Raw genomic sequence first — 20,603 nt, forward strand, 5'->3', positions numbered from 1 at the left:
CCACACCAACCCACCCCAACCACTCCACGAACCCCTCACCCCAGAACCAGACGACACCCCACCCTTCTGAGGGACGCACACCGGGGGTGGCGGCTGTTCCATGCTGCGTTCATTCGGAAGAATCGTTGCTATTGGTGATCGAGAAGTCGATCACCAACTCGACGTCGCGAGCACGAGAGGGATAGCTACCGGCGCCGCGACGTGTGACCGGCCTCACCCGCCAGGCCACCGGCCAGTCCACAGTGGTCAGATCAACAACAAACACAAACTCGCCAGAAGATCACGTGGGTAAATTTTCCGACACGACCAACTCGACAACATCGAGGCAACACGAAAAGTGATTAATAACGATCCCCGACCGCCACGTTGAGATTTTACGAACAAATATATTACCCCGCCGGCCGTTCACGATCCTACCCTCGCGAGGCAGCCAGGTAACGAATCCGAAAAGGCGTCACAAGACGCGACAACACGTACGCGGTGCGTGAAAACTGACACAGACGTCCAGACCAGCGCGGCAATCCACCACGGACTGCCCACGCGGGCTAGGCCATTCGACGCATTCTCGCTAATCCGATTGACGTATCTATACCAAGTCGTAAACGTTGACCCCTTAAGTATACCGGCTAGCTGACCAGGGATTCTAACGTGGTGTGACGCACCCATATATCGAGCGAAGCCGGGAATTCGATAAAGGGTTCCGGAAACTCGAGACAAGATCGCGAGCTTTGGGTACATTGCGTCAGATGCAGGGGTCACTGGGGTTGGTCCACATAGTCGTGGGCACTTGTGCCGATGAAAGGCACGTATGACGGCATCTCTTGTTGTCCTCGGTACCGGTTCACTGGCGAACGCGACCTGCGAAGCGCTCGCCACCATCGCGGACGAACCGGCCGAGGTCCACGTGATCGGCCGCGCGCCACACAGGGTCAAGCAACTCAGCTACCTCGCGGGCACGCGGGCACAACTCGCGGGCAGGCCGGTGGCCTTCCATCCCGTACCGACGGGTACGGAACCTCTCGACAACCTCGGCGAGTTGCTCGGCGACCTGCGTCCGGACGGCGTGTTCGTCTGCGCCTCCCGGCAGAGCCCTTGGGAACGCACCACCTCCCCTTCGGCCTGGACGGAACTGCTGGAACGCGCCGGGTTCGGGATAACCCTGCCCCTGCAGGCGGATATGGCGGTCCGCGCCGGGCAGGCGATCCGGTCCAGCAGTCCGGGCACCTGGCTGGTGAACGCCTGCTTCCCCGACGCGGTCAACCCCGTGCTGACCGCGCTGGACATCCCCGTCCTGTGCGGGATCGGCAACGTCGGGACCCTGGCCGCCTCGCTCCAGGCGGCATGGAACCTGCCGGACCAGGCGCGGTTACACCTGCTGGCCCACCACGCACACCTGCATCCGCCACCCGCGCCGGAGGACGAGGCAGTGGCCTGGGTGGACGGTCACCGCACGACAGGGCTCACCGAGTTGCTGGCGACCCAGCGTGCCACGAACCGCGAGGCGCTCAACCGGGTCACCGGCTACACCGCCGCCGTGCTGCTGGACGCCCTGCACACCGGAGCCGAGCTGGCCACCCACGTGCCCGGACCCGGCGGTCGTCCCGGCGGCTACCCGGTACGGGTACGCGAGGGCACGGTGTCCCTGCGGCTGCCGCCCGGCACCACCGAGGCCGAGGCGGTCGCGGTCAACCAGCACGCCGCCCGGCTGGACGGCGTGCTGGTCGTCGGGGACGAGATCCACTTCGAACCCACCAGCAGGGCGGCATTGGCCGGCCCGCTTCCCGAACTGGCCGACGGATTCGGCGTCACCACGCTGAGCCACGCCGGCGCAACCTTGCTCGAGCTTCGCACCGAACTGCGCAGCCGACCCCATCCCGAGCACCGAAGGGACGCTGATGATCTCAGAGCCCGCAACGATAGCGCCACCGGCGAGGTCCGGGAACCTGCTGACCGACTTCGCTGAGCTACTCCCGCGAGCCGTCGCCGAGTGCGTGACCGATCCGGCGCCGGTCACCGGCGATCCGGCCAGGTTCTCCCCCGGCTTCGACCTGCCACGCCCGGACGCGGGCGTCCAGCGCCTCTACTCGGCCGCAACGACGCGGTGGTGCCCGCTCGGCGAGTACGCGGGGCACCGGCTGACCCTGCTCGACCTGGCGAGCAACCCCGGCACACACACCACCAAGACCTTCGCCTCGCTGCTCATCGTGGCACGCGCGATCGCGTACATCCGCCGCACCGGCGAACCGATCACGATCTTCTCCCCCACCTCGGCGAACAAGGGCACGGCCCTGCGAGACGCCGTCCTGCGGGCGATCGAGGCGGAGCTGGTGACGCCGGAGCAGTTGCGGGTGGTGATCCTCGCCCCGGAGTCCTGCCGCGACAAGCTGCGGGCGAGTCGAATGTCCACCGACAGCACGCTGCGTGAGCTCAACCCGCTGCTGCTGTACCGGGGAGCCCCCGCCGAGTCGGTGAAACGGCTCGGCAGGGAGTTCGTGGACGCCCACGCCGGGCAGCTCAAGCGGGAAGGGCGAAACCTCTGGTTCTCCCTCGAACTGGCGAACTACCTGATCGCCGACACCGCCAGGGCGTTCTTCGAACACGCGGTGGACCCCACCGATGTATCCGGCGGGCCGCGCTGGCACGCGCACGCGGTGTCCAGCGCGTTCGGCATGCTCGGCTACCACCACGGCCGCACCGTGCTGGAGGACGCCGGGCTGGCCACCCCCGCCAGCAGGCCCGCCACTCTGCTGGTGCAGCACATGGCCACCGCGGACATGGTGCTGTCCCTGCGCACCGGCAGCTTCGAGCGGCATGGGCTCCCCCGCTACTCGGCCGAGCCGGGGACCGGCCTGCACCGGCAGGACGGCGAGGGCGACCCGCATTTCCCTACCACCACCTACGATCCGGACGAGACGCTCGATCCGACCTTCTACACCAGGCGGCCCGCGACCTCACCCGCGATGAACGAGCTCATCGGCCGGTTCGGCGGAGACGGGATCGTGGTGTCGCTGCACGAGTGCCTGCACCGGTACCCGGAGATCCGCGCCATGCTGGCCGGGCATGAGCGCGGGCTGCCGGTCGACGTCCGCGGGCTCCGCGAATGGTCCCTGGTGATGGCGCTGACCGGAGTGCTGAACGCGGTGGACCGCGGGTTGATCACGCCCGGTGCGGACATCGTGGTGCACGGCTCGGGCTGGTACTCCGCCGACGAGTACCAGCCGCCAGGGGAATCGTCGACCACCACCGTGACCACTGTGGACGATATCGCGGCAGCGGTCATCGGCTGAGCACGAACACGGAGCTGATCGGCCATGACCGCGATCCACCCGGACGCCACCGGTACCACAGTCGAGAACCAGGAACCCGACACGATCATCGCCGCTTTCGCCGCGATCAGCGCCGCGTCGCCCGATGCCCCGGCGGTGATCGCGGACGACGGCGAGCTCAGCTACGGGCGGCTGGCCGCGGGCGCGACCGCCGTCGCCGAACGCGTTCGACGGCAACGACCGGAAGGTCCGGTGGCACTGCTGTGCCGGCACGGCGCCACCACCATCGGTGGGATACTCGGCAGCCTGCTGGCCGGCCACCCCTACGTACCGCTGGATCCCACGTTCCCGCGCGGCCGCCTCGCCTACCAACTCGCCGACTCCGGGGCCGGCCTGCTGCTCACCGACGAGGACAACCGTTCCTTCGCCGAAGAGGTGGCAGGCGAGGCACCGAGCCGGCCCGTGGTCGTCGACATCGACCCCGCGTTGAACATCGAATCCACAGTGGATAGAGATCGGCTGGTGTCGCCAGCGGCACCGGACGATCCCGCCTACCTGCTGTACACCTCGGGATCGACCGGAAAGCCCAAAGGGGTGTGGCAGAGCCAGCGCAACGTGGTCTTCGGCGCCCGCAACCACATCCGCCGGTTCACGATCACCCCCGCGGACCGCACCAGCGTGCTGACCTCGTTCGGTTTCGACATGGCGGTCACCGACACGTTCTCCGCACTGCTGTCCGGCGCCGCCGCGGTACCCATCGATGTCCGCAGCAGCGGGCTGGCCAGGCTCGCCACCCTGCTCGCCGAGCGCGGGGTGACGATCTACCACTCCACCCCCACCGTCTACCGGTACCTGCTGGCCGGTCCGGGCCGGGAGGAGGAACTCACCGATATCCGGGTGGTGCTGCTCGGCGGCGAGGAGGTGACGGCGCGGGACGTCCGGCTGTGCCGGGAGCACCTCGGGCCGGAATGTGTGTTCGTCAACGGGTACGGCACGACGGAGGTCAGCTTCATCGCGCAGCACCACCTGCCGCCCTCGGCACCGGTCCCGGATGGCATCGTCCCTGTCGGACGCCCGCTGGACGGCATCGAGGTACTCCTGCTGGACGGCGAGGGCAGGCCGGGCACGGAGGGCGAGATCCTCGTGCGCAGCCCGCATATCGCCCTCGGTTACCACGGCGAGGCGGGTGGCGCGGGCGCACGCTTCGGCACCTGGGAAGGGGAACGCACCTACCGCACCGGTGACCTCGCCCGCCGGCTCCCGGACGGCACGCTCGCCTTCCTCGGTCGAGCCGACCGGCAGGTGAAGGTCCGCGGCCATCGGGTGGAGCTCGGCGAGGTGGAGACGCGGCTGGCCGACCTGCCGGGGGTGGCGCAGGCCGCGGTCCTCGCCCGGACCGGCACCGCGGGCGGCGACACGGAACTGATCGGCTACGCCGTGCCGAGCGGGGACGGCGAACTCGACCCCGCGGCGGCAAGGGACGCGCTGGCCGGGCAGCTACCCGACTACATGTTGCCACGCGCGATCATCCCGTTGACCGAGCTTCCGCTCACCGTCACCGGGAAGCTGGACGAGCGCGCACTGCCCGACCCGCCGTCGCCCGGCCCGGTCACCGAACCGGAAGGCCTGACCGAACTGGAGAGCGTGATCGCGCGGACCTGGTGCGAGACGCTGGGCCTGGACTCGGTGGGCCGGGATGAGCACTTCTTCGACATCGGTGGCCATTCCCTGCTGATGGCACTGGTCCAGCTCCGCCTGGCGAGCTCACTCGGTACGAAACCGCCGATGGCCACGCTGTTCGCGCACCCGACGGTCGGTGCGCTCGCGGCACACCTCGCCGGGACGGCCACCACGCCGGACGCCGGGCAGGTCGCCACCGAGCGGGCCGCGCGGCGCAGGCAGGCGCGCACGAAACGGGGGCGGCGATGACGGCCCCGGCGGAGGACACGGTTGCCGTGATCGGCATGGCCTGCCGGGTGCCGGGGGCCGCGGACGCGGAGACCTTCTGGCGCAACCAACTCGACGGGGTGGACGCGGTGCGCCGGTACACCGCCGACGAGCTGCGTGCCTCCGGGCTGGACGAGGAGACCATCACCGACCCGCATTACGTCGCCGCCTACGGCCACCTGGACGGGCTGGCCGAGTTCGACGCCGGGTACTTCGGCTACACCGCCGAGGAAGCTGCCCGCATCGACCCGCAGCAACGGCTGTTCCTGGAGGCGGCCAGCACCGCGCTGGCCGATGCCGGGCACGACCCCGCGACGCGGCCGGAAACCGTCGGCGTGTACGCGGGTGCCGCGGCCAGCCGGTACTTCCTGTTCCATCTGCTGCCCAGCCTGCCGCCCGCGGAATGGGAGGACGCGATTCCCGGGAACCCGCCCGACTTCCTGCCGGCGCGGGTGGCCTACAAGCTCGGCCTCACCGGGCCGGCGGTGGCCGTGCAGACGGCCTGCTCCTCCTCCCTCGTCGCGATCTGCCAGGCCGCGCAGGGCCTGCTGGACTACCGCTGCGACCTGGCGATCGCCGGTGGGGCCGCGGTCATCTCCACCCGGCAGAACGGCTACCGGTACCGGCAGGGCGGCTCGCTCTCCCCCGACGGCCTCTGCCGCGCCTTCGATGCCAAGGCCTCCGGCATGGTGTTCGGCAACGGGGCGGGAGCGGTGGTGCTCAAGCGGCTGCCCGACGCCCTCGCCGAGGGCGATCACGTGGACGCCGTGCTGCCGGGCTGGGCGGTGAACAACGACGGTGCGGCCCGGGCCGGGTTCACCGCACCCGGAATGGACGGGCAGGCCGGGGTGATCGCCGAGGCGCTGGCCTGCGCGCAGGCCGATCCCGGCAGTATCGGGCTCGTCGAGGCACACGGCAGCGCGACCGCCGTCGGCGATGCCATCGAGGTCGGCGCGCTGCGCCAGGCCTTCCGTACCGAGTCGACCCGGTTCTGCGCGCTGGGCTCGGTGAAGACGACCATCGGGAACCTGGACGCCGCGGCCGGGGTGGTCGGCCTGATCAAGGCGGTCTGCGCGGTACGGGACGGGCGCATCCCGCCGCTGCGGCACTTCGCGAGCCCCAACCCGGAGATCGACCTCGACGGAGGCCCGTTCTACATCAACCTGGACGCCGTCACCTGGCCGGAGAGCCACCCGGTGCGCATGGCCGGGGTCAGCTCCTTCGGACTCGGCGGCACCAACGCCCATGTCCTCGTGCAGCACCCGGCGCAGGAACACGGCCCGCGCCCGCGTCGGCCGCTCCCGCGGTTTCGGCGCGAGCGGCACTGGATCGAACCCATGGCCCCGCGTGGGGAGCGGGAGGCGGAATGAACTCCGAACACCTGACCGAGTTACCCGGAACCGGATGGCGGGTGTGGCGGGACGGTCTGCTGCGGTCGGCCGGTTTCCCCGTTGACGTGCTGGAATCCTTCGCCGCCCCGGAATGCGCCGAGGTGGCCGATGCGCACCTTGACGGGTTGGCCGAGGCCGGGACCTTCACCGCGGCCTTCGACACCGCCACCGCCGCGCTCGGCCGGGCCGTGCACGCGGCCTCCGCCGATCCACGCTTCCGCGAGGCCATCACCTGGCAGAACCCGGGCGCACTGAACGGCCCCACCGGAGTGCTGCGGGACGGCCCGGACGCGCCACGCAACGAACGTCGCCGCAGGCGTGAGGAGGTTGTCGCCAAGTACGCCCAGCGCTACAGCGGGAAGAACGACACCATCGGCTTCTTCGGTCCGATGTGCTGGGTGGAGGTGGACGCCGCGGCGCCGCCGCTGACCGGCGGCCACGGCCCCGAGCTGACCAGGGTGCGCGCGGTGTTCTTCGAGTGGTGGGCGCTGGTCGCGGTGGCCGAAAACATCGCCGAGGACGAGGCGGTCCGGCCCTGGCTTCCGGTGGCGCTGCAACCCCAGCTCACGATCGACGGCCGCAGGCTGCTGGCCCCCGGCCGCCAGCCGGTGGAACTGTCCGCGGCGCAGGCGGCCGTGCTGTCCCGCTGCGACGGCCGCAGCACCGCGCGCGAGGTCGCCATGGCGTGCGTGGCCGACCCGGACTCCGCCGTCCGCAACGAGTCCGATGTGGACGCCATGCTGGAGCTGTTCGTCCGGCAGGAAACGGTGCGCTGGGAGTTCGTCCTGCCGATGAACCTCTCCGCGGAGGAGGAACTGCACCGCCAGGTCACCGCCATCGGCGACGAGCAGGCCAGGAAACGCGCCACCGCGACGCTGGACCGGATCCGCGCGGCGCGGGACACACTGGCCGCCGCCGAGGGCCCAGAGGCGGTCGCGGCGGCGATGGCCGCGCTGGAGTCGGAGTTCACCGAGATCACCGGACGGACCGCGCAGCACCGCGCGGGCAGGACCTACGCCGGGCGCACCCTGTGTCACCTCGAGACCGCGCGGGACGCGGAGTTCTCCTTCGGCGGCACGGTGCTCGCCGCGCTCGCGCCGCTCGATCCGCTGCTGCGTTCCACGCGCTGGCTGACCAGCACGCTGGCCCGCACCTACCGCGCCGAGCTGACCGCGTTGCACGCCGAGCTGGCCGCCGAGTCGGGCAGCACCGAGGTACCGTTCGGCCAGCTGTGGTTCCTCGGGCTCGGCTCCCTTTTCGGCGCGCGGCGACCGGCCGATGCCGTGATCGAGGAGTTCGGCAGGCGGTGGACCACGGTGCTTGGGCTGGACAACCTCGAGCCGGGAACCGATCGGCTCGACCTCAGCACCGACGCGCTGGCCGAGGCGGTCGCCGCCGAGTTCGGGACCGCCGAGCCCGGCTGGGCGACCTCCCGGCTGCACGCCCCGGACGTGCACCTGTGCGCGCCCAGCGCCGAGGCGCTCGCCAGGGGTGAGTTCGGCGTGGTACTCGGCGAGTTGCACATCGGGATGCCCGCGCTGGACACCGACTTCTTCCGGATCGGGCATCCCGACACCGACCGGTTGCTCGCGGCGATGCGCGCGGAGCTCCCCACCGGCAGGGCACACCCGCTGCTGCCGCCGGACTGGCCGAAACAGTGCGCCCGCAACGCCGACTGGATGTACGGGCCGGAGGACGTGCAGCTCGGCTTCACCCCGGCTCCCGGAGCCGACCCGGACCGGTTGCTGCCGATCACCGCGCTGACCGTGGTCCCGGATGAGGACGGCACGCTGCTCGCCCGTACCCCGGACGGCCGCGGTTGGCCGCTGCTGGAGATGTTCGCCAGCTTCGTGGGCACGCACGCCTTCGACACCTGGAAGCTGGCCGGTTCGGACGGGCACACCCCGCGGGTCACCGTGGACGGCCTGGTGCTGGTACGCCGAACCTGGCGCTGCACCGTGGCCGAGACCGGCCTCACCGAGATCAGCGGGGAACGGGACCGTTACCTCGCGGTACGCCGCTGGGCCCGGGAACTCGGCCTGCCGCAACGGGTCTTCGTCCGGGTCGGTACGGAGATCAAGCCCTGTTTCGCCGACCTGACCAGCCCGGTGTTCACCCGCATCCTGTGCACCCTGCTCCGCTCGGCGCGGCGCACCGGCGGGCCGGACACCGAGGTCGCCGTCACCGAGATGCTGCCCACCCCGGACCAGGCGTGGCTCACCGACGCCGAGGGCAGGCGGTACTGCTCGGAGCTGCGCCTGCACGTGTCCGATCCCGCGGGGAGGGAGGGTGACGGTGCCTGAACTGTTCACCGGTACGCGCGGCGCTTCGACGAGCGCGATCCTGTTCTGCTTCCCGCCCGCGGGGTCCGGACCGGAGGAGTTCCACGGCTGGCGGCGGCTCATTCCGTCCACTGTGGATGTCCGAGTGCTGGCCGTTCCGGAAGGGGAGCACGCGATCGCCGAGGCCGTGCTGGCCGAGGCGGACCGGCCGTACGCCTGCTACGGGCACGGCGACGGAGGCCCGCTCGCCCTCGAAGTGGTCAGGCGGCTGCACGGCCGGGGCGCCCCGCTACCGCTGCGCTGTTACCTCGGTGGTGCCCGCCAGCCGGAGCCACCCGATCCGCTGCCGGTCCCCCTGGTCGACCTCGCGGGCGCGGGCGACGTCGTCGCGGCTCTCGTGGCCGATCTCGACAAGGCACTCGCGCCCGGGGTGCCGCTGGTGCCGCTGCCGGGAACCCGGTGGCAGGTCTGGTCCGCCGGAATGCTGCGCACCGCGGGGTTCCCCGCCGCCGGGCTGGACCTGCTGGGCGCGCCGGAGTGCGCGCGGGTCGCGGACGCGCACCTGGACGGGCACACCGATCGGGACGCCTTCCTCGACGCCTTCGGCACGGCGGCCCGCGCCGTCGGCGCCCGCCTCGCCGGGGTGGCGGCCGACCCGCTGTTTCGGGAGGCGGTGAGCTGGCAGAACCCCGGCGCCGTGACCGCGCTCGACAAGCTCGCCAGCGCCGATGTGGACGGTCGGAGTACCAGCAAGCGGCGGGAGCGGGAGAAGATCGTCGCCCGCTACTGGTCCCGGTACTGCGGCAAGAACGACAGCATCGGGTTCTTCGGACCGGTCTGCTGGATCGGCGTGGCGGAGGTTCCGGATGCGGTGCACGCCGAACCGGGCCCCGGGCTGATCCGCGGGCGCGTGGTTCGCCTGGAATGGTGGGCGTTGACCGCCTTCGCCGACTCCTACGAGACCGATCCCGAGGTCCGCGCCTGGTTCCCGCTCACCATGCAGCCACACCACGCGCTACGGGACGGGAGCCTGCTGCGCCCGGCCGACCCGCCACTGCGACTCGACCGCGCGGAGGCCACCCTGCTGGCGCTGTGTACCGGCGACCGCCCGGCGTGTGAGGTCGCCAGGCTCGCCACCGCAGATCCGGACTCCGGGCTGCGCAAGGAAACCGACGTCTACCTGCTCGCGGAACGGTTGCGGCGGCAAGGCTTGCTGCGCTGGCGGCTCGACCTGCCCTACGACCTCACCGCGGAGGACTTCGTGCGTTCCTGGATCGAGCGGATCGACGACGGGGACGTTCGGGCGCGGGTCGGCGCCGAGTTCCGGCGGATCACCGCGGCCAGGGACCGGGTGGCCGCGGCGGCGGGCGAGGCCGATCTTCTCCGGGCGGCCGTCGCCGAGCTCGACACCGAGTTCCACGCGGTCACCGGGGTGTCACCGCGGCAGCGGGCGGGCGAGACCTACGCGGGCCGCGCGCTGTGCTACGAGGACACGGAGCGAGACCTGGACCTGACCATCGGCGAGCCGGTGCTGGCGGCGCTGGCCGGGCCGCTGGACCTGCTGCTGCGGGCGGCCCGGTGGCTGACCGTGGCTATCGCCGAGGCCTACCGCGACGCGTTCCGCGTGCTGTACAAGGAACTCGCCGAGGAACTCGGCACCGGCAACGTGCCACTGGGCGAGTTGTGGTTCCTGGCGAACGGGCTGGTCTACGGGGTCGGCGAGCGGCCGGTGGACGCCGTGATGACCGAGTTCGTCCGGCGCTGGTCCACCCTGCTCGGCCTCGACTCCGGCGCCGGCGACACCAGCAGGGTGGAACTCACCTCCGCCGAGCTGGCCGAACCCGCCGCGCGAGCCTTCCCCGCCGAGACACCCGGCTGGTCCGGAGGGCGGCTGCACAGCCCGGACCTGAACCTGTGCGCGGCGAGCCTTGCCGAGTTGCGGCGCGGTGAGTTCACCGCCGTGCTCGGCGAGCTGCACGCCGCGTGGCTGACCTGCTCCTCGGGATTCTTCGTGGACTTCCACCCCGACCGCGCGGCACTGGTCGATGCCGTGCATCGGGATCTCGGGCACCGCACCGTCCCGCTGTACCCCACCGACTTCCCGATGCTCACCGCCCGGCTGGCCGACCTGCTGGTCGGGCCGCAGGACCGGCGGGTAGGACATGCCCCGGCTCCGGTGTGGGACCCGGCACGGGTGCTCCCGGTCAGCGGGCTCACCGTCACCGAGCAAGACGGCGAGTTGCTGGCGAGCGACGAGCACGGGAGCTCCTGGCCGCTGGTCGAGCTGTTCGGTGAGTTCCTCGGCACCTTCGCCGCGGACGCCTACAAGCTGGTCGGTTCGGCCGCGCACACGCCCCGGATCAGCATCGATCGGCTGGTGGTGGCGCGGGAGACCTGGCGCACGACGATCGAAGCCACCGGGCTGTCCGATGTGGACGACTACGCCGGGCGCTACCTCGCGGCCCGCGGGCTACGCCGCGAGCTGGACCTGCCGGAACGGGTGTTCGTCAAGGTCGGCACCGAGGTCAAGCCGTGCTACCTGGACCTCACCAGCCCGGTGTCCGTCTCCGCGCTGTGCACCATGCTGCGCACCGCGCGGGTGGCGAACGGGCCGGGGGTGCCGGTCACGATCACCGAGCTGCTGCCCACCCCCGAGCAGGCATGGGTGACCGACGCCGAGGGCCGCGGCTACTACTCGGAGCTACGGCTACACGTGCGGGACCCGCGAACGGCACCCCGGCACGGGAGCGAGCGATGACGGCCGTGGACACGCCGAGGACGGTACCGGCGCACTGGGGTCTCGGCACCGAGGTGGAGTACCCGGGGACCACCGTCGCCGAGCTGATCCGCACCCGGATCGACCACACCCCGGAGGCGGTGGCGGTCCGGCAGTGGGACAGCGGGCTCAGCTACGCCGAACTCGGCCGCACCGCGAACGCGCTGGCCGCCCGCCTCGCCGAACTGGGTGTCGGGCCGGAAACGCGGGTCGGCATCGCACACGGCCGGAGCCCGGAGCTGGTCCCGGCCGTGCTCGGGGTGCTGCTCGCCGGGGGCGCCTACCTGCCGCTCGACCCCGGCCAGCCCCGGCAACGGTTGCTGGACATGCTGACCGACGCCGGGGCCGAGCTCGTGCTCGCCGATGCGGAGGGCGAGGCCGCGCTGGCCGGAGCGGGCTGCCGCGTCCTGCGCGTGCCGGAGCCGCCGCGGGCGCCGGTTCCGGCACACCCGTGTCCCGCCACCCCGGACAACGCCGCGTACGTGCTGTACACCTCCGGCTCGACCGGGCGGCCCAAAGGGGTGGTGGTCCCGCACCGCTCGGTGGTGTCCCTCGCCACCGCGTTCGGCCCGGCCACCGGGGCCGGTGCGGGCAGCGTCACCCTCGCCTTCGCCGCGATCTCCTTCGACGTGTCGGTCAGCGACCTGTTGGTCCCGCTGGCCTGCGGGGGATCCGTGGCACTGGCCGGCGAGCGGGAACGCGCCGACGTGGCCAGGCTGCAGAGGTTCGCGCAAACGCATGTGCCCACCAGGGGCAGCATCCCGGTCGCCCTCTTGCCGCTCCTCGACCCGGCACGGCTGCCCAGCCTGCGCACCCTGCTGACCGGCTCGGAGGCCCCGGGGCCGGAACAGGTACGGCGCTGGGCGGGCCCGGCCGGCGAGCGCCCGCGGAGGTTCCTCAACCTCTACGGCCCCACGGAGACCTGCGTGCAGGTCACCGCGTTCAGCGCCGAGGGGAGCTGGGACCGGCCGCTGCCGATCGGGCGGCCGTTGCCCAACCACCGGGTGTACGTGGTGGACGAGCGGCTGCGCCCGGTACCGATCGGCGGCGCTGGCGAGTTGCTGGTCGGCGGTGCCGGGCTCGCCCGCGGCTACCTCGGGCAACCCGGGCTGACCGCGAGCCGGTTCGTCCCCGACCCGGTCGGCGGCGCGCCGGGCGAGCGGGTGTACCGGACCGGCGACCTGGTGCGGTGGGAGCCGGACGGCACCTTGCTGTTCCTCGGCAGGGCCGACCGGCAGGTCAAGATCCGCGGGCAGCGGGTGGAGATCGGCGAGGTCGAGGCCGTGCTGCGCGCGCACGAGGCCACCGGGCACTGCGTGGTGGACACGGTGCCCGGTCCGCGGGGACCGGAGCTGGTCGCCTTCGTCACCCCGGCACCGGGAACCAGCACGCCCGGGGCCGACCTGCTGCGCCGGCACTGTTCCCTGCGGCTGCCCGCCGCCATGGTGCCCCGGATCCGGATCGTGCCCGGCCTGCCGCTGACCGACTCCGGGAAGGTGGACCTGGCGCGGCTGCACCGGATGCCTGCCGGGCGGGATGCCTCCCGGCCTGGTCGGGCGCCCGGGACGCCGATCGAGCGGGCGGTGGCCACGCACTGGCGTGCCGTGCTGGGCGGGGACGGCGAGCCCGGCCTGGACGACGACTTCTTCGCCTGCGGGGGCCACTCGGTCACCGCCATGCGCCTGGTCGCGGTGCTGCGCACCGAGCTGCGCGGGGACGTCGCGGTGGAGGACGTGCTGGCCGGGCGCACCCTGGCCGGGATCGCCGAGCGGGTGGCGGCCGCGCCGGAGATCACCGGAACGGACGGCTGGTACGGCACCCCACCGAGGCTGTCCCCCGCGCAGCGCAGGTTGTGGCTACTGGACAGGTACGCGCCGGACGCCACCGCCTACAACATCGCGATGGCCGAGCGGCTGCACGGGCCGCTGGACCTGGCGGCACTGCGCACGGCGCTGCGGGCCGTCGCGGCCCGCCAGGAAGTGCTGCGCTGGCGCATCCCGGACGCCGGGGGCGTGCCGTACGCGGCGGTCGACCCGCCGGGTGAGGTGCCGCTCGCCGTCGCCGACCTCAGCCGACTGCCCGAGCGGGCACTGGACACGGCGCTCGCCGACCGGCTCGCCGCCGCGGCACGTGTCCCGTTCGACCTCGCCCGAGGTCCACTGTGGAGGGCTCAGCTGTACCTGCTCGGCGCGCGGGAACACGTGCTCGCGATCACCGCCCATCACACGGTGTTCGACGGGTGGTCCCAGGACCTGGTCTACCGCGACCTCGCTGCCGCCTACGCGCAGGCGTGCGAGCAGGGGACGGCGCTGCTGGACCCGCTGCCCGCGGGCTTCGCCGACTACGTTGCCTGGCGTGCGGAGCGGCAACGCCGCAGGGCCACCGCGGACCTGGCCTGGTGGGTCGAGCACCTGCGGGATGTTCCGACCACACTGGACGTTCCGGCCGACCGGCCGCGCCCGGTCGAGCAGACCTTCCGCGGCGCGGCCGCGCACCGGCGGCTCGACGAGCGGACCAGCGCCGCGATCAGCGGGCTCGGCAGGGACCTCGGCGCCACCGCCTCGGCGGTGCTGATGGCCGCGCTCGGGCTGGTCCTGCGGCGGGTCACCGGGCTGCGGGACTTCGTGGTCGGCACCCCGGCGGTGGACCGCAGGCACGCCGACTTCCAGGACATGGTCGGGTTCTTCGTCGAGATCATTCCGCTCCGGGTGCGGGTTTCCGAGGAGACACCGTTCTCCGCCCAGGTGATCGCCATGCGCGACGAGCTGCTCGACACGCTCGCCCACCCGGAGGTCTCACTGGAGGAGATCGTCGGCGCGCTGGGTGCCGGTGGGGCCGCCGACCGCAACCCGGTCGCGCAGGTCATGTTCAACATGTTCAACTTCACCGCACCGGCGCTGCGGCTGCCCGGCCTGCGGGCCGAACCGGTGCCGGTCGGCGTGCCCGGTTCCCCCTTCGACCTGACCGTGTACGGCCAGGAACGGGACGGCCGGATCGGCATCGACCTGGTCTACAACCCCGATCTTTTCGACGCCGACCGGATGGAAGCGCTGCTGGACGGCTACCTCGACGTGCTGCGTGCCCTGGTGTCCACACCGGACGCCACGCTCGGCTCGGTCGAACTGCCCGGCGAGCGGCGACTGGCCACCCCGGGGGCCGGGGCGGCGAGGGCACCGCTCGCGGCCGCGGACGCACCGGCACCCGGCGGCGGCACCACCCCGGAGACCGGGACCGAGCGGGCGATCGCCGAGGTGTGGTGCGCGGTACTCGGGCTGCCCGCGGTCGGCGCGACGGAGAGTTTCTTCGAGGTGGGCGGCACCTCGATGGCCGCGGCCGAGGTACAGGACCGGCTGCGCGACCGGCTCCGCGTTCCGGTTCGCCTGGTGGAGATGTTCCGGTTCCCCACGGTGCGCGCGCTGGCCGCGCACGTGGACGGCGCCGGCGGCACGACCGGTTCGGCGGCGCTGGACCGAGCCGCCCGGCGGACGGCGGCCCGGCGAACCCGGGTACGGCACCGGCCGTCGGCCAATGATCAGGGAGGCATCCAGTGAACGAGTCAGTGCAGCCGGAACCCGGCGCCGAGCCCGTCGCGATCATCGGCATGGCCTGCCGAGTCCCCGGTGCGGGAGACGTGGCGCGGTTCTGGGACAACCTGGTCGAGGGCGTCGAGTCGCTGACCCCGCTGAGCCGCGAGCGGATGGCCGCGGCGGGCGCGACCGAGGCGGAACTCGCGGACCCGAACCTGGTGCCCTCGGCCTTCGTGCTGGAGGACGCCGACCTCTTCGACGCGGGCTTGTTCGGGATGACCCCGCGCGAGGCCGAGGTCACCGATCCGCAGCACCGGGTGTTCCTCGAGCTGTGCCACGGCGCGCTGGAGGACGCGGGCCACGACCCGACTCGCTACCCGGGGGACATCGGCCTCTACGCCGGCCGTGGCACCGAGCGCTACCGCTGGGAACATGTACACCGCAACCGGGAGTTGCTGGCCACCACCCCTTCGATGGCCATCGGCATCGGCAACCTCTCGGACAACGTCACCACCCTGGTCTCCTACAAGCTCGACCTGCGCGGGCCCAGCGTCGGGCTGTTCACCGCCTGCTCCACCTCGCTCGTCGCGGTGCACCTCGCCGCCGAGTCGGTGCGGGCTGGCGAGTGCGATATGGCGCTCGCCGGTGGGGTGAACATCGAGTTCCCGCAGGACCGCGGGCATGTACATCAGGAGGGCGGGGTCACCTCCGCCGACGGGCACGTGCGCTCCTTCGACGCCGCCGCCACCGGCACCATGTGGGGCTCCGGCGGCGGCGCGGTACTGGTGAAACGGCTCGCCGACGCGCGGCGCGACGGTGATCACGTGCGGGCCGTGCTGCTCGGCAACTCGATCAACAACGACGGCTCGGGCAAGGTCGGGTTCACCGCGCCCAGCGTGGACGGGCAGGCCGCCGCCGTCGCGAACGCGCTCGCGGTGGCCGGGATCGACCCGCGCACGATCGGCTACGTCGAGGCGCACGGCACCGCGACGCCGATGGGTGACCCGATCGAACTGGCCGCGCTCACCAGCGTCTACGGTCACGACACCGAGGAACGCGGATGGTGCGGTATCGGTTCGGTGAAATCCAATATCGGTCATCTCAGCCAGGGCGCCGGGGTGGTCGGACTGATCAAGACCGCGCTGGCGCTGGAACACGGCCTGATCCCACCGAGCCTGCACTACGAGCGGCCGAACCCCGGAATCGACTTCTCGGCGAGCCCGTTCTACGTCAATGCCACACTGTCCAAATGGGAACGTAATGGCCACCCGCGCAGGGCGGCGGTGTCCTCCTTCGGCATCGGCGGCACCAACGCACACGTCGTCCTGGAGGAGGCACCCGAGCACGATCCCGCCGCGGAGGCCGCGGGCCCGCACCTGCTGCGGCTGTCGGCACGGGACGGGACCGCGCTGTCCGCCGCCGCGGACCGGCTGGCCGAGCACATCGAGAGCCATCCCGATCTACGTCTCGCCGATGCCGCGCATACCCTGCGAGTCGGCAGGGCCGAGTACGGCCACCGCGCGTTCGTGGTCGCCGAGACCCCCGCGGCGGCCGCCGCCGCGCTGCGGGACGCCAAGCGCCGCAACGCCGCCGTCGCGCCAGCGGCCACGCCGGTGCTCGCCTGGCTGTTCACCGGGCAGGGGGCGCAGTTCGGCGGGATGGGCGCCACCCTGTACCGGCGAGAGCCGGTGTTCGCCGAGGCCGTCGACGAGTGCGCCGCCGTGCTGACCGCGGAGCTCGGGGACGACATCCGGCCGGTGTTGTTCACCGCGGACGAGCGCGAACAACCGCGGCTTTCCGCCACCGAGCTGGCCCAGCCCGCGCTGTTCACCGTGGAGTACGCACTGGCCCGGCTGTGGCAGTCCTGGCGGGTGCGTCCCGGCACCATGATCGGCCACTCGGTCGGCGAGTACGTCGCCGCCACCCTGGCCGGGGTGTTCGAGCTGCCGGACGCGCTGCGGCTGGTGGCGACAAGGGGCAGGCTGATGGGAGCCATGGCGCCGGGCGTGATGGTCGCGGTGTCGCTGGACGAGGCCGAGGTCGCCCCGCTGCTGCCGGAGGGGCTGTCGATCGCCACGGTCAACGGGCCGGGAACCTGCGTGGTCTCCGGGGAGGCCGAGCTGGTCGAACTCTTCACCGGTGGGCTCGGCAGGAAGGTCAACGTGAAGCGGCTGCGGACCTCGCATGCCTTCCACTCGCCGATGATGGACCCGATGCTCGCGGAGCTCGCCGACGCGGTGGCGGCGGTGCCCCGGCACGCTCCCCGGGTCCCGTTCTTCTCCGGGGTTTCCGGTGAACCGATCACCGCGGAGCAGGCGGTCGACCCCGGCTACTGGGCCGCGCAGGTGCGCCGGACCGTGCGGTTCGGGGACTGCGTGGCGCGACTGCTCGCCGAGGGTCCGACCCTGTTCCTGGAATGCGGCCCCGGCAGGCAGCTGGCCGGGCTGGTGCGGATGCAGACCCGTGGCCATGGCCCGCCCGCGGTGCCCAGCCTGCCGGGTCCCGCCGACAAGCCGGGCGAGCTCGAAACCCTGCACACCGCGGCCGGAAAGCTCTGGACCGCGGGGATTCCGGTGGAGCCGCCGGCGCGGGGCAGGCGAGTCTCCCTGCCCGGCTACCCGTACCAGCGCGGCCGGTACTGGGTCGACCCCGACCCGCGCGGTGAGCCTGCCGAGTCGCGGCGCGAGCCCAGCGAGACCCGGTTGCCGCCGGACCGCTGGTTCGCCGTGCCGAGCTGGCGCCAGCTCCCCCCTGCCGGGCCGGGGCCCACGCCGGCGTGCTGTGTGGTGTTCACCGCGGAACCGGTCGGTTCCGCCGTCGCCGAGCGGCTGCGGACCTCCGGCGCCACGGTGATCGAAGTGGCCGCGGGCGATGGCTTCGCGCGCACCGGGACCGGCTACACGATCCGACCGGACGAACCCACCGACTACGCCGCGCTGCTGGCGGAGCTGGGCGGGACGCCGGAGCGGATCGTGCACGCCTGGGCATTGGCCGGGGCACCGGCCGGGGCGGACGTCGAGGCCACCTTGGCCGCCCAGACGACCGGCATGTTCAGCCTGGTGCTGCTGGTGCAAGCGCTGGCCGAGGCCGGGCTCTCCGGTGCGCTCGACGTGGTCACCGCGGGCACCCAGCAGGTCGTCGGCGCGGACCTGACCAGGCCGGAGCACGCGACCGTGGCCGGGGTGGTCCGCTCGGCCCCGCTCGACGTGCCCGGCCTGCGGCTGCGGCAGATCGACTGCGCGGCGGACACCCGCGCGGGCGAGGTGGTCACCGCGCTCGGAAGGGCGGAGCACGACACCCTGCTCGCGCTGCGTAATGGTCGCGTGTGGACGGTCGGCTTCGATCAGGTCGGCCTGCCCGAGCCCGGTACGGGGTTGCCACGCGAGGGCGGGACCTACCTGATCACCGGCGGGCTCGGCGGGCTCGGGTTGACCATCGCCGAGCACCTGGCGGCGAAGGGGCCGGTGCGGCTGGTGCTCACCTCCCGATCCGGCCTGCCACCGCGGTCGCGCTGGGACAAGACACTGCGCGCGGAGGGAGCTCGTGGCCGCGCCGGCCGGGCCGTCCTGGCCGTCCGCCGGATGGAGGAGGCGGGTGCCGAGGTGCTTCCCGCCGCCGTGGACGTATCCGATGTGGACGATCTGCGCCGGCTCCGTGCCGAGGTGCTGGAGACCTTCGGCGGGCTGGACGGCATCGTGCACGCCGCGGGCATCGCGGGCGGCGGGTTGATCGAGACCAGGCGGCTGGCGGACATGCGTGCCGTACTCGCCCCCAAGGTGGCGGGCAGCGTGGCGCTGCGGGCCGTGTTCGGCGCCGAGGAGCTGGACTTCGTCGCCCTGTTCTCCTCGGTGACCGGCACGGCGGGCGGGCTCGGCGAGACCGACTACTGCGCCGCGAACGCGTTCCTGGACGCCTACGCGCAGAGCACGCACGGCTGGCGCGCGCCGGTCCGGTCCCTCGGCTGGGCCGGCTGGCTCGAGGTCGGCATGCTCGCCGACCTACTCGCCCCCGGGGCGGCCGGGCCGGGCGGTGAGCCCGTCGAGCATCCACTGGTCACCGAGGTGGGCCGGGCCGCCGACGGCACGGCCTTCGGCAGGGGAACGCTGAGCGCGCGGACCCACTGGGCCGTGGACGAGCACCGCATCGACGGGATGCCGGTGCTGCCGGGGACCGCCCAGCTCGAGGCGATCCGCGCCACGGCGGCCGCGGCCCTGCCCCGGTCCGGCGAGACGGACGTACTGGAGTTGTCCGATGTCTTGTTCCTCGAACCCTTCGGCGTCCCGGACGGGAACGTGGCCGAGTTCGAGGTGACCCTGCGGCCCGGGGACGCGGGCGGCGCGGCGGCCACCCTGCGCGGCGGCGGCACGACCTACTGCCGGGCCACGGTGTCCTGGGTGAGCGCGCCGCCGGGCGAGCCGGTCGACCTGGCCGCCGTGCGCGCCCGGTGTACGGCGCGGCCGGACCTGGTGGCCGGTAGCGGGCAGCCGGCGGGTGCGCTGGTGCGGTACGGGGCGCACTGGGACAGCATCCGTGAGGTGTGGCGCTCGGAGGCGGAACAGCTCACCCTGCTGGAGGTCCCGGAGGAGCTGCGCGAGGGCGCCGCATGGGGCCTCTCCCCCGCCGTGCTGGACCAGGCGACCTACGTCTTCGACGGGACCGGCGGCGGCGCGTTGCCGATGGGATACGGCCGGGTCCTGGTCCGCGCCCGGATGCCGGAGAGGGTCTGGGTGTACCGCAAGCTCGAGCCGCGCGACGCCGGGCAGGACGTTCGCACCGACAGCTTCACCGTGCTCGGCGAGGACGGGGCCGAGCTGATCGCGGTCACCGAGTTCATGCTGCGCAGGGTGGAGGGTGCCCCGCGACCGCCCGGCGCCGGGCCCGCCGACGCCGACCAGCGGTGGATCGCGCCGGCCGAAGGAGTCGAGGCTTTCCTGCGTGTACTGGACGCCGACATCGGCGGGCACGTGGTGATCACCCCGAGGCCGCTGGCCTGGGTGCTGGACCGGGTGCGCAAGGACGCCGAGCGGGCCACGGGTGGCGGCACGGATACCGGGGCTCCACCGGGCACGCACGGGGAGGCGACCGCGGACGAGGAGGTGGTCGCCGGGATCTGGCGGTCCGTACTCGGCGTGCCGAGCGTGCGCCCGGAGGACGACTTCTTCGAGCTGGGCGGGAACTCGCTGGTGGCCGTCCAGCTCATCGCGCAGATCCGCGAAGCCACCGGCGTCCGCCTCCCGCTGCGATCGGTTTTCGACACCCCCACGGTCGCCGAGATGACCGCGACGGTCGCCGAACTCCGCGCGCGCCAGGAACCCGAACCGGAACAGCAGACCACGATCCCGCGACTGGCAAGGCGTCCGGACTGATGCCGTCCATGAACAGCCAACGCATGTATGTGAACGGCAAACACGTCC

Annotated in this window: 8 protein-coding genes; all 8 read left to right on the forward strand. The window is 72.5% G+C overall.

The features are described from left to right. The first annotated feature begins 808 nt into the window (after positions 1-808). Genes FB471_RS07530 through FB471_RS07565 form a run of 8 tightly spaced genes read left to right on the forward strand, consistent with a single transcriptional unit; the run spans position 809 to position 20,555 of the window. Positions 809-1,963, forward strand: coding sequence for a potassium transporter TrkA (locus FB471_RS07530; protein WP_141996613.1), 1,155 nt, complete (start codon positions 809-811; stop codon positions 1,961-1,963). Next, on the forward strand, positions 1,896-3,287 hold the full coding sequence (locus FB471_RS07535) for a DUF6002 family protein (RefSeq protein WP_141996614.1): 1,392 nt from the start codon (positions 1,896-1,898) through the stop codon (positions 3,285-3,287). The genes FB471_RS07530 and FB471_RS07535 overlap by 68 nt, the downstream gene beginning before the upstream one ends. Positions 3,288-3,311: 24 nt before the next feature. Further along, positions 3,312-5,195: a non-ribosomal peptide synthetase gene (locus tag FB471_RS07540; RefSeq protein WP_141996615.1), complete on the forward strand. Its 1,884-nt coding sequence runs from the start codon at positions 3,312-3,314 to the stop codon at positions 5,193-5,195. Next, a complete protein-coding gene (locus FB471_RS07545) occupies positions 5,192-6,583 on the forward strand; it encodes a beta-ketoacyl [acyl carrier protein] synthase domain-containing protein (RefSeq protein ID WP_141996616.1) in 1,392 nt (463 codons plus the stop codon). Before FB471_RS07540 ends, FB471_RS07545 begins: the two co-directional genes overlap by 4 nt. Continuing rightward, on the forward strand, positions 6,580-8,907 hold the full coding sequence (locus FB471_RS07550; protein ID WP_141996617.1) for a lantibiotic dehydratase: 2,328 nt from the start codon (positions 6,580-6,582) through the stop codon (positions 8,905-8,907). The genes FB471_RS07545 and FB471_RS07550 overlap by 4 nt, the downstream gene beginning before the upstream one ends. Continuing rightward, a complete protein-coding gene (locus tag FB471_RS07555; protein WP_141996618.1) occupies positions 8,894-11,644 on the forward strand; it encodes a lantibiotic dehydratase in 2,751 nt (916 codons plus the stop codon). The genes FB471_RS07550 and FB471_RS07555 overlap by 14 nt, the downstream gene beginning before the upstream one ends. Next, positions 11,641-15,213 (forward strand): non-ribosomal peptide synthetase, encoded by a 3,573-nt coding sequence (locus FB471_RS07560; protein ID WP_141996619.1) that lies wholly within the window; start codon positions 11,641-11,643, stop codon positions 15,211-15,213. Before FB471_RS07555 ends, FB471_RS07560 begins: the two co-directional genes overlap by 4 nt. Further along, positions 15,210-20,555: a type I polyketide synthase gene (locus FB471_RS07565; RefSeq protein ID WP_141996620.1), complete on the forward strand. Its 5,346-nt coding sequence runs from the start codon at positions 15,210-15,212 to the stop codon at positions 20,553-20,555. The genes FB471_RS07560 and FB471_RS07565 overlap by 4 nt, the downstream gene beginning before the upstream one ends. Positions 20,556-20,603: the final 48 nt, after the last annotated feature.

The organism is Amycolatopsis cihanbeyliensis (assembly GCF_006715045.1).
Classification (GTDB): domain Bacteria; phylum Actinomycetota; class Actinomycetes; order Mycobacteriales; family Pseudonocardiaceae; genus Amycolatopsis; species Amycolatopsis cihanbeyliensis.